General features: G+C 73.7%; 10 protein-coding genes. 8 read left to right on the top strand and 2 right to left on the bottom strand.

Annotated elements, in window-relative coordinates; translation table 11 throughout:
- Positions 1–326: 326 nt before the first annotated feature.
- A complete protein-coding gene (locus MILUP08_RS35865; RefSeq protein ID WP_007458290.1) occupies positions 327–1,370 on the top strand; it encodes a S1 family peptidase in 1,044 nt (347 codons plus the stop codon).
- Between the two features lie 143 nt (positions 1,371–1,513).
- On the opposite strand, the gene MILUP08_RS13040 is transcribed toward MILUP08_RS35865, so the two are convergent.
- On the bottom strand, positions 1,514–2,233 hold the full coding sequence (locus tag MILUP08_RS13040) for a DUF998 domain-containing protein (RefSeq protein WP_007458291.1): 720 nt from the start codon (positions 2,231–2,233) through the stop codon (positions 1,514–1,516).
- A gap of 185 nt (positions 2,234–2,418) precedes the next feature.
- Between MILUP08_RS13040 and aspS the strand changes: the two genes are divergently transcribed.
- From aspS to MILUP08_RS13060, 4 genes are all read left to right on the top strand, one after another.
- A complete protein-coding gene (gene aspS / locus MILUP08_RS13045) occupies positions 2,419–4,224 on the top strand; it encodes an aspartate--tRNA ligase (protein ID WP_007458292.1) in 1,806 nt (601 codons plus the stop codon).
- 103 nt (positions 4,225–4,327) lie between these two features.
- The gene (locus MILUP08_RS13050) at positions 4,328–5,137 is read left to right on the top strand and encodes an SDR family oxidoreductase (protein WP_007458293.1); all 810 of its coding nucleotides are present in this window, start codon (positions 4,328–4,330) and stop codon (positions 5,135–5,137) included.
- Between the two features lie 64 nt (positions 5,138–5,201).
- The gene (locus MILUP08_RS13055; RefSeq protein WP_007458294.1) at positions 5,202–5,819 is read left to right on the top strand and encodes an ArsR/SmtB family transcription factor; all 618 of its coding nucleotides are present in this window, start codon (positions 5,202–5,204) and stop codon (positions 5,817–5,819) included.
- Positions 5,820–5,933: 114 nt separating this feature from the next.
- A complete protein-coding gene (locus MILUP08_RS13060; protein ID WP_007458295.1) occupies positions 5,934–7,274 on the top strand; it encodes an MFS transporter in 1,341 nt (446 codons plus the stop codon).
- Between the two features lie 4 nt (positions 7,275–7,278).
- Here MILUP08_RS13060 and MILUP08_RS13065 read toward each other — a convergent pair whose 3' ends face one another.
- Positions 7,279–8,019 (bottom strand): GNAT family N-acetyltransferase, encoded by a 741-nt coding sequence (locus tag MILUP08_RS13065; RefSeq protein WP_007458296.1) that lies wholly within the window; start codon positions 8,017–8,019, stop codon positions 7,279–7,281.
- Between the two features lie 141 nt (positions 8,020–8,160).
- On the opposite strand from MILUP08_RS13065, the gene MILUP08_RS13070 reads away from it, so the two are divergent.
- The 3 genes from MILUP08_RS13070 to MILUP08_RS35870 all read left to right on the top strand — a co-directional run.
- Positions 8,161–8,373, top strand: coding sequence for a hypothetical protein (locus MILUP08_RS13070; RefSeq protein WP_007458297.1), 213 nt, complete (start codon positions 8,161–8,163; stop codon positions 8,371–8,373).
- A 75-nt stretch (positions 8,374–8,448) separates the two neighbouring features.
- Positions 8,449–10,032 (top strand): replication-associated recombination protein A, encoded by a 1,584-nt coding sequence (locus MILUP08_RS13075; RefSeq protein WP_007458299.1) that lies wholly within the window; start codon positions 8,449–8,451, stop codon positions 10,030–10,032.
- Positions 10,029–10,263, top strand: a 235-nt coding sequence (locus MILUP08_RS35870) for a hypothetical protein (protein ID WP_039905912.1), incomplete at its 3' end; no start/stop codon positions are given. The genes MILUP08_RS13075 and MILUP08_RS35870, both read left to right, overlap by 4 nt.

A 10,263-nucleotide genomic window follows, 5' to 3' on the forward strand; every position in this document is an offset into this window, starting at 1 on the left:
CTGCCCGCTGCCCGCTGCCCGTTCCGCCGATCCGGTGGAGAGGCGGCGACGGGTTGTGGCGTCAACGGCGTCGGTCGGCGAGTGGTGTCCGAAACGGATCCGGCGGTCGTCAGGGGTGTGACGGCAGGTGCCCGCGAGCGTGTCGGTGGTGTTGCGGAGGTGTGACCGGCGGGGGTCGACGAATTCGGGCGAAACCTGGTCTTGTCAATGATCTTAAGTATGTGAATACTTCAGTTCACTCGGCCGGTTTTCGCAGATCGGCCGGGTCGCCCTCGGGTCAGCCACCCCCGGCCAGACCCGTCTCCCCCGCCCAGGAGGTTTGTTACATGCGACCCACGAGGTCCTCATTCCGCGTTGCGGCGACCGTTGCCGTGAGCGGAACCCTGGTCGTCGGCTCGCTCATCGGCGCACCCGCCCAGGCCGCCCCCGCCGCCTCGCCCGACGCCGCCGCAGCCCTCTCCGCTCAGCTCGGTGACCGCTCCGCCGGCTCGTACATCGACGCCAGCGGCAAGACCGTCGTCACGGTCACCGACGCCGCCGCCGCGCGCACGGTCAGCAACGCCGGAGCGAGCGTCCGGTACGTCACCCGCGGCGCCGCCGAGCTCAACCGGGCCACCGCCGAGCTGGAGCGCTCGGCGAAGATCCCCGGCACCGCCTGGTGGAGCGACCCGGTCACCAACCAGGTGGTCGTCTCCGTCGACAGCACCGTCACCGGCGCCAAGCTGGAGCGGGTCAAGGCCGCCGCCGCGCGCGCCAACGGCGCCGTGCGGGTCGAGGCCGAGGCCGGTGTGCTGAGCACCCGCATCTCGGGTGGCCAGGCCATCTACACCGGCGGCTACCGCTGCTCGCTCGGCTTCAACGTGCGCAGCGGCAGCACCTACTACTTCCTGACCGCCGGGCACTGCACCAACCTCGGCACCAACTGGTACTCGAACTCCAGCCAGACCACGCTGCTGGGCACCCGTACCGGCACCAGCTTCCCGGGCAACGACTACGGCATCGTGCGGCACAGCAACTCCGCGAACGCCGCCGGTAACGTCTACCTCTACAACGGCAGCTACCGGGACATCACCGGCTCCGGCAACGCGTCGGTCGGCCAGTCGGTGCAGCGGTCCGGCAGCACCACCGGCCTGCGCGGCGGCACGGTGAGCGCGACCAACGCCACGGTGAACTACGCCGAGGGCTCGGTCTCCGGCCTGATCCGCACCAACGTCTGCGCCGAGGGTGGCGACAGCGGTGGCTCGCTCTTCTCCGGTGGCACCGCGCTCGGCCTCACCTCCGGCGGCAGCGGCAACTGCAGCAGCGGAGGCACCACCTACTTCCAGCCCGTCACCGAGGCCCTGAGCCGGTACGGCGTCAGCGTCTTCTGATCGATTCACCGCCCGCGGGTCGCCGGATTCCTCCGGCGGCCCGCGCCGCGCGTTCGGGGCCGGGCCGCCTGCCCCCGCGACCAACGCCCGCGCGCTCGGCGCACGAGCCCGACGCCCGTGAGCCCGGCGGCCCGTGCGCCGCCTCAGGCGAGGCGATCCGGCCCGTCCGTGGGAAGCAGGGGATCCGGGGGTACGACACCGGTCGTGGGCAGGGCCGGCCCGAGCGGTGTGGCGCCGTCGGTGGCCCACGCGAGGTGTGCCCGTCGGGCGGAGAGGACCGCCAGCAGGGGCCAGAGTGACACGCCCACCGCCGTCACCCGTTCGGCCAGGCCGGTCCGGGATCCGCTTGTCACCTCGAACGCGAACCAACCGAAGAGGGCGAGCAGCACGATGGTGGCGCTCAGCGCGACGCCGCGGCGAAACGCCCAGGGCGGCTGCGGTACCCGCGGGTGTGCGGTGTCCGGGCCACGGGGCAACCGCTGCGCCGACCCGGCCGGCCAGAGCGCCAGCGCCAGGACCGCGACTGTCGCCGCGATGCCGTGACTGAGCGAGCCGCCGACCGCCGGCCGGGGAAACGCGACAAGCGCGATGGTGGCCACCCCGCCGACGGCGAGCAGGAAGCGGCTGGGCAGCCCGGCCGCGTGCAGCACCGCGGCGATCGCCACGTAGCAGCAGCCGAGCAGCAGCAGGGAAGTGATCATGATCCAGGGGTCGGCGGCGTCGTGCCCCGCCAGTTCGCTGATGGTGTCCCGGACCGGGTCGTACCCGGCCGGCTGCCGGGCGCCCGCGACCGTCCAACCGCCCACCAGCAGCACCGGCGCGGCCACCGCCGTGGCGACGCCCCAGTTCGGTACGGCGCGCATTCGGCCACGTTAACCGGCGCGACGGCCCGGCGAGCCGGGTTCGCCAGGCTGCCACCGGCGACGCGCGCCGGCCTGCCGCCTGCCCACCAGCGAATCGTGCCGGCCTGCCGGGTGCCCCCGAGCGAGGCCGGCCGCCCCTGACAGAATGCGGGTGAGGACTGTTCCACGATGAGGAGTTGCCAGCCGTGATCCGTACCCACAATGCCGGAAGCCTGCGCGCCGCGGACGCCGGCTCGACGGTGACGCTCGCCGGGTGGGTTGCCCGCCGGCGTGACCACGGCGGCGTCATCTTCGTCGACCTGCGCGACGGCTCCGGCGTGGTCCAGGTGGTGTTCCGCGAGGAGGACGCGCACGCGCTGCGCAACGAGTTCTGCGTGAAGGTCACCGGCGAGGTGACCCGCCGGCCGGCCGGCAACGAGAACCCGGAGCTGCCCACCGGCGACGTCGAGGTGACAGCCGTCGACCTGGAGGTGCTCTCCGAGGCCGCGCCGCTGCCGCTTCCGGTGGACGACCAGGTCGAGGCCGGCGACGACCTGCGGCTCCGGTACCGCTACCTGGACCTGCGGCGCAGCGGCCCGGCGAACGCGCTGCGGCTGCGCTCGCGCGCCAGCCACCTCGCCCGGGGCGTGCTGCACGAGCGGGACTTCCTGGAGATCGAGACGCCGACGCTCACCCGCTCGACGCCCGAGGGCGCCCGCGACTTCCTGGTGCCGGTCCGGCTTCAGCCCGGCAGCTGGTACGCGTTGCCGCAGTCGCCCCAGCTGTTCAAGCAGTTGCTGATGGTCGGCGGCATGGAGCGGTATTACCAGATCGCCCGCTGCTACCGCGACGAGGACTTCCGCGCCGACCGGCAGCCGGAGTTCACGCAGCTCGACATCGAGATGTCGTTCGTCACCGAGGACGACGTGATCGACCTCGGCGAGGCGATCGTGTCGGCGCTGTGGAAGGACCTGGCCGGGCACGAGATCACCCGGCCGATCCCGCGGATCACCTGGCACGACGCGATGGCCCGGTACGGGTCCGACAAGCCGGACCTGCGCTACGGCGTCGAGCTGACCGAGCTGACCGACTACCTGCGCGGCACCGAGTTCCGGGTCTTCGCCGGCGCGATCGACGCGGGCGGCTACGTGGGCGCGGTCGTGATGCCCGGTGGCGCGGCGCAGAGCCGCAAGGAGCTGGACGGCTGGCAGGACTGGGCGAAGGCGCGCGGCGCGCGGGGCCTGGCGTACGTGGTGCTTGACGCCGAGACCGGCGAGGCGCGCGGCCCGGTGGCCAAGAACCTGTCCGCCGAGCACCTGGGTGGGCTGGCCGACGCGGTCGGCGCCAAGCCGGGCGACGCCGTCTTCTTCGCCGCCAGCGCCACGACCCGGGAGGCGCAGGAGCTGCTCGGCGCGGCCCGCATCGAGATCGCCAAGCGGGCCGGCCTGGTCGACGAGAGCGCCTGGGCGTTCTGCTGGGTGGTCGACGCCCCCATGTTCGAGCGCACCGACGAGGGTGGCTGGACGGCCGTGCACCACCCGTTCACCTCGCCGAACGCCGAGTGGGTGGACCGGTTCGAGGAGGCGCCGGACCGGGCCCTCGCCTACGCGTACGACATCGTCTGCAACGGCAACGAGATCGGCGGCGGGTCGATCCGTATCCACCGCGGCGACGTGCAGAAGAGGGTCTTCGACCTGCTCGGCATCACGCCCGAGGAGGCGCAGGACAAGTTCGGCTTCCTGCTGGAGGCGTTCAAGTACGGCGCCCCGCCGCACGGCGGCATCGCGTTCGGCTGGGACCGGGTCTGCATGCTCCTGGCCGGCGCGGACTCCATCCGTGAGGTCATCGCGTTCCCGAAGACCCGGGGCGGCTTCGACCCGCTGACCGGTGCGCCGACGCCGATCACCGCCCAGCAGCGCACCGAGGCCGGCATCGACGCGAAGCCCAAGCCGGCGCCCGCCGCCCACACCGGAACGGCCGGCCGGGCCGCCCCGGTAGCAGACCCGGTCTGACCCCTTCTCGCGCCGTTGATCATGAGGTTGACGGGCTCACGCTGCGGCGTGTCGCTCGTTAACCTCATGATCAACGACGGCGATGGCGGGGGAGTGGGTCGGGATGCGGGTGCTTGTTGTCGGCGGTAGCGGGTTTCTGGGCTCCGAGGTGTGTCGGCGGGGCGTTCGCGCCGGGTTCTCGGTGGTGGGGACGTTTCACTCCGGGTCCGTCGGAGTGCCTGGTGTCGCCGGGCGGCGGCTGGACGTCACCGACCGCGCCGCCGTGCGCGCGCTGGTGGCGCAGGTGCGGCCGGACACCGTGGTCGCGACCCCCTATCGGTACGACGACTGGACGGTCACCGCCGACGGGGCCGCGCACGTGGCCCTCGCCGCCGCCGAGGTGGGGGCCCGCCTCGTGCACCTGTCCAGCGACGCGTTGCACGGCGGTCGGCCCACCCCGTACGCCGACGACGACCCGCCGAGCCCGGTCAACGCGTACGGGGCCGCGAAGGCGGCGGCCGAGACCGCCGTGCGGGCGCTCGATCCCGGCGCGGCGCTGGTGCGTACCTCGCTGATCCTCGGGGAGGGCAGCAAGCAGATCGAGCTCTGCCGGGACGCGCTCGCCGGCCGGGCCGTCCTGTTCACCGATGAGTTCCGCTGCCCGATCGACGTGGGTGACCTGGCCGACGCCGTGCTGGAGCTGGCCTGCTCGTCGTACGCCGGACTGCTCAACGTGGCCGGCCCGGACGCCGTGAGCCGGGCCGAGCTGGGCCTGCTGGTCGCCGGGCGCTTCGGCCTGGACCCGGCCGGGCTGAAGACCACCACGGCCGCCGCCGCCGGCGTGGTCCGCCCCAGCGACGTACGCCTCGACTCCGCCCGCGCCGCCGGTCTGCTGCGGACGCGCCTGCGCGGGGTCCGCGAAATCCTGGCCTGACGCCCTGCACACTTTCTATGCACAACTCTTGTGCATAGAAAGTGTGCAGAGATAGTGTGCAGACATGGCGAATGACGAAGCGACGCCGCGGCCCGCGCCGCGGGAGGTGCGGATCGACAAGCGGCAGGCCCGGGTGCTCGCGCACCCGCTGCGGATGCGGCTGGTCGGAGCCCTGCGGGTGAACGGGCCGGCCACCGCCACCACCCTCGCCGAGCTGCTCGGCACCAACACGGGCGCGACCAGCTACCACCTGCGCCAACTCGCCGAGGTTGGGCTGGTCACCGAGGATGCCGACCGGGGCAGCGGGCGGCAGCGCTGGTGGCAGGCGACGCACGACGTCACCAGTTGGGAACCGAGCGACTTCGACGACGACCCCGACGCCCGTGCCGCGATCGAGTGGATCCAGGGCGACCAGGTGCGCCTCCTCGTCGAGCACGCCGAACGCTGGTTCGCCACCCAGCACGAGTGGTCCCCCGCCTGGCGGGACGCCTTCGGCATGGGCGACATCTTCCTGACCGTCCCGCCGGAGCGGCTGGAGGCGCTCAAGACGGAGGTGTGGCAGGTGCTGGAGCGTTACCACCGGGAGGCCGAGCCGGTCGACACGGCCGAGCCCGCCGACCCGCAGGCCCGCCCGGTGCAGGTCTTCCTGGCGGCCTACCCGCTGCTGGACGGCCCCCGATGAGCGCGAGGAGTGAGCCGGGTTTGCGAGCCCCGCAGTCGCGAGTGGAGGTGGCGTCGTGAGCGCGAGGAGTGAGCCGGGGTTGCGAGCCCCGCAGTCGCGAGTGGAGGTCCTGTCGTGAGCGCGTTGACCGTACGCCAGGTCCGGCGTCGTTACCTCACCCTCTACGGCCTGCGCTGGCTGCCGACGGGGTTGGTGATCCCGGTGCTGATCCTGCTGATGCAGGAGCGGGGCCTGTCGCTGCCGCAGATCGGCCTGGTCAGCACCGCGCAGGGGTTGCTGGTGCTCGCGTTGGAGCTGCCCACCGGTGGCCTGGCCGACGCTCTCGGCCGCCGACCCGTCCTGCTCACCGCCGGGGCGCTCAACCTCGCCTCGCTGGCGCTGTTCGCGGTGGCCGACTCGTTCTGGCTGTTCTTCGTGGTCTGGGCGTTGCAGGGGATCTACCGTGCGCTGGACAGCGGTCCGCTGGAGTCCTGGTACGTCGACGCCACCCTGGCGGCCGACCCGCAGGCCGAGTATGAGCGGGGCCTCGGGCACGCCGGCACCGTCATCGGCGGGGCCATCGGCGGCGGCGCGCTGCTCAGCGGCGGCCTGATCGCTCTCGGTCCGCTCGGGCCGGTAAGCGCGCTCACCGTGCCGGTGCTGGCCGCGATCGTCGCGCAGGCGGTGGCGCTTGTCGCGCTGTTCTTCCTGCTTGTCGAGGAGCGGCCGGCCACCGGATTCGCGGCGCTGCGGGGCTCGGTGGCGCAGGCGCCCCGGATGATCGGCCAGGCCGTCGGCCTGCTGCGTCGGTCCCGGGTGCTGCTGGCACTGGTGGCGGTGGAGCTGTTCTGGGGCTTCGGCATGGTCACCTTCGAGTCGCTGCTGCCGGTGCGGCTCGCCGAGGTGATCGGCGATCCGGAACGGGCCGCCGCGCTGCTCGGGCCGGCCAACTCGGCGGCCTGGCTCGCGTCGGCCGCCGGCGCGGCGCTGACCCCGCTGCTGCTGCGCTGGCTCGGCGCGGCACCCGGGGCTGCCCTGTTGCGCATCCTGCAGGGTGTGACTGTCGTCGGGATGGGGCTGCTCGCCGGACCGGTCGGGGTGCTGGTGGCCTACCTGGCCTGTTACGCCGTGCACGGCGCGTCGAACCCGCTGCACAGTGGTCTGTTGCACCGCCAGGTCGACGGCCCCTACCGGACCAGCGTGCTCTCGCTGAACTCGATGATGGCGCAGCCGGCCGCCGCCCTCGGCGGCGTGGTCCTGACCGCGATCGCCGCCGCGACCAGTGTGGGCGCCGCGATGGTGGTCGGCGCGGTCGTGCTGGCCGTGGCCGCCCCGCTCTACCTGCCCGCCTGGCGGGCCGGCCGGCGCGCCGTCGCCGATCCGGTCGACCCGCCCGCGGTTCCGGCACAGGCGCCCACGCCCGGAGGCGTACCCGCACCCGCGTCCGGATCTGCCGAACAGCGCGCCGGGCGGTAGGACCTCAGGCGAGGCGGATCGAGGTGACGTGGTGGGTGTCGGTGAAGCCGAGCCGGCGGTAGAGCCGCACCGCCCCGACGTTGTCCGGGTAGACGCCGAGCCCGACGGTGTCGTGCCGGGCCAGCAGCGCCCGGGTCATGCCGGCGGTCAGCGCCGCGCCCAGGCCCCGGCCGCGCTGGTCGGGGGTGACGGTCAGGCCCGCCAGGAATCCGACGTCGCCCCGGCTGCGGTCCGCGCCGCACGCCACCAGCCGGTCGCCGGCCCGGATGCCGTACCAGTCGACCACCCGCGGATCGCCCGGCCGGGTGGTGGTGCTCGGGAACGCCTCGTCGACCAGAGCCTGGAGCGCCGGGCGGTCGGCGTCGGCGAGCCGTACGACCCGCTGCTCGTCCGGCTGCGGCGGCGGCGCCACGGTGGTCCAGTGGAAGTCCCAGTCGACGTGCTCGGCGACCGGTAGTCGCGCGGCGAGCAGGGCGGGGTCGAGCCGGGGCAGGTGCAGCCGGTGCTCCGGCCGCAGCACCCCGTCGGCGACCAGCGCGGCGCAGATCGTCAGCACGGGTTCGGTGGGGCCGACGGCGTCGGCGCCCAACCCGCGCTCGGGCGGCAGCAACCACAGCACGGCGCCGTCGCGCCGGTAGCCGTGCGCCGGCACGCCCGGCGAGAGCGAGTGGCGGACGAACGGGTGGTCACCGGCCGCGGCCAGGATGGCGGCCCGCTCGTGGATCGCCTGGTCGTCGGTGATCATGACTCTCAGCCTAGGAGCCGCCGTACGGGCGAGCGCGCCCGGTCCGGCAGCCCGTGGGCCGATCCACGGTGGAGATTGGCGAGCCGACCGATTGGGTACATCACGCGCCGACCTACTGGGAACCCCCACCGGAGGACCGACATGCTCGCCATTCTCGCCGCCATCGTCTTTGGCTTCGCCCTGCTGCTCGACCTGCTCAACACCGACTTCGGCGCGCCGGACCTGTTCAACTGGAACACCCTCGTGCTCATCGGCCTGCTCCTGCTCTCGCTCTACCTGGCCGGCGTCGGCAGCGGCCCGCGCGGCGGTGGCGGTGGCCGCTGGTACCGGGGCCGTCGTCCCGGCCGTGGCTGACCGAGACCGATCAGCGGTGGCCCGGCCCGCAGCGCGATTCCGGCGTCGCGGGTCGGGCCCGGTACTGTCTTCGTGATGGAGTCCGACGCTCTCTTCTCCCTCGGTGCGCCCACCGGGCCGCGCAGCGCGCCCGAGGGGCCCGCCGGTGTCGACGGCTTCACTCCGGTAGCGGACGATTCGCCCCTGCCCGTCCGCATGCGCCCCGTGAGCCTGGACGAGTTGATCGGGCAGGACCACCTGCTCGCCCCCGGCGCGCCGCTGCGGCAACTGGTCTCCGGTGGGGCCCCGATGTCGGTCATCCTCTGGGGACCGCCCGGCAGCGGCAAGACCACCATCGCGCACCTGGTGGCCGGCGCGACCGACCGCCGTTTCGTCGCCATGTCGGCGCTCTCGGCCGGTGTCAAGGACGTCCGGGCGGTGATCGAGACGGCCCGTCGCCAGCGCCGCTCGGGCGGCCCGCAGACGGTGCTGTTCATCGACGAGGTGCACCGGTTCAGCAAGACCCAGCAGGATTCGCTGCTCGCCGCCGTCGAGGACCGTACGGTCACGCTGCTCGCGGCGACCACCGAAAACCCGTACTTCTCGGTCATCTCGCCCCTGCTGTCGCGGTGCGTGCTGCTCACCCTGCAACCGCTCGACGACGACGCGGTCCGCGGCCTGCTGCGCCGCGCGGTCGCCGACGAGCGCGGCCTGGGCGGCACGCTCACCCTGGCCACCGACGCCGAGGACCACCTGGTCCGGCTCGCCGCAGGCGACGTCCGCAAGGCGCTGACCGCGCTGGAGGCGGCGGCGGCCTCGGCCACGGCGCTCGGCGTCGGGCGCATCGACCTGGCGACCGCCGAGCAGGCGGTCGACGTGGCGGCGGTGCGCTACGACCGCGACGGCGACGCCCACTACGACGTGGTCAGCGCTTTCATCAAGAGCATGCGCGGCTCGGACGTGGACGCCGCGGTGCACTGGCTGGCCCGGATGCTCGTCGCGGGGGAGGACGCCCGGTTCATCGCCCGCCGGCTGGTCATCTTCGCCAGTGAGGACGTGGGCATGGCCGACCCCACCGCGCTGAGTGTGGCCACCGCCGCCGCGCACGCCGTGGAATACGTGGGCCTGCCCGAGGTGCAGCTCAACCTGGCGCAGGCGGTGATCCACCTGGCCACCGCACCGAAGTCGAACTCGGCCACCACCGCGATCGGCGCGGCCATGGCGGACGTACGGGCCGGCCGGGGTGGCCCGGTGCCCCGTGGGCTGCGGGACGCGCACTACGCCGGCGCCCGAGGTCTGGGCCACGGCACCGGGTACCGCTACCCGCACGACGACAAGCGCGGCGTGCTCACCCAGCAGTACGTCCCGGACGACCTGGTGGGCGTCGACTACTACCAGCCCAGCCCGCACGGGGCGGAACGGTCCGTGTCGACGCGGCTGCCGTTGTTGCGCCGGATCGTACGCGGGCTGCCGGCCCCGCCCGCCCGCCCCGAAACCCGGACCGCCTCCTCGCCCGCGACAGCGGGCCCGTCGGTGGCGGCCCCGACCGTCGGGTCACCGGTAACGCCGCAGCCCGACTCGGCGCTTGCCGGTCGGAACGGTCGGCCGGCCACGGATGCGAGCGGTCCCGGCACGAAGCAGGACAGCGGCACGAACGCCGCAGGAGAGGGTCAACAGTGAGATCGCGTGGTGCGGACCGCCCCGACGAGGGCCCGGACGAGCGGCGTGATCCCCGCGCCAAGGGCCGCCGCTGGGGTCGAGGCCGAGCCGAGGCCGAGCCGGAGGAGCCGGTGGCCGGCGAGGAGTTCGGCTGGATCGACGACCTGCGCTCGGCCAAGCAGCAACGCGGCGAGCTGGGCCCGGACGGTGCCCCGGCCGAGCCCGTGCCGCCGCGCGCGGGTGCGTCGACGC

Origin of the sequence: Micromonospora lupini str. Lupac 08 (assembly GCF_000297395.2) — a bacterium.
Lineage (GTDB): Bacteria > Actinomycetota > Actinomycetes > Mycobacteriales > Micromonosporaceae > Micromonospora > Micromonospora lupini.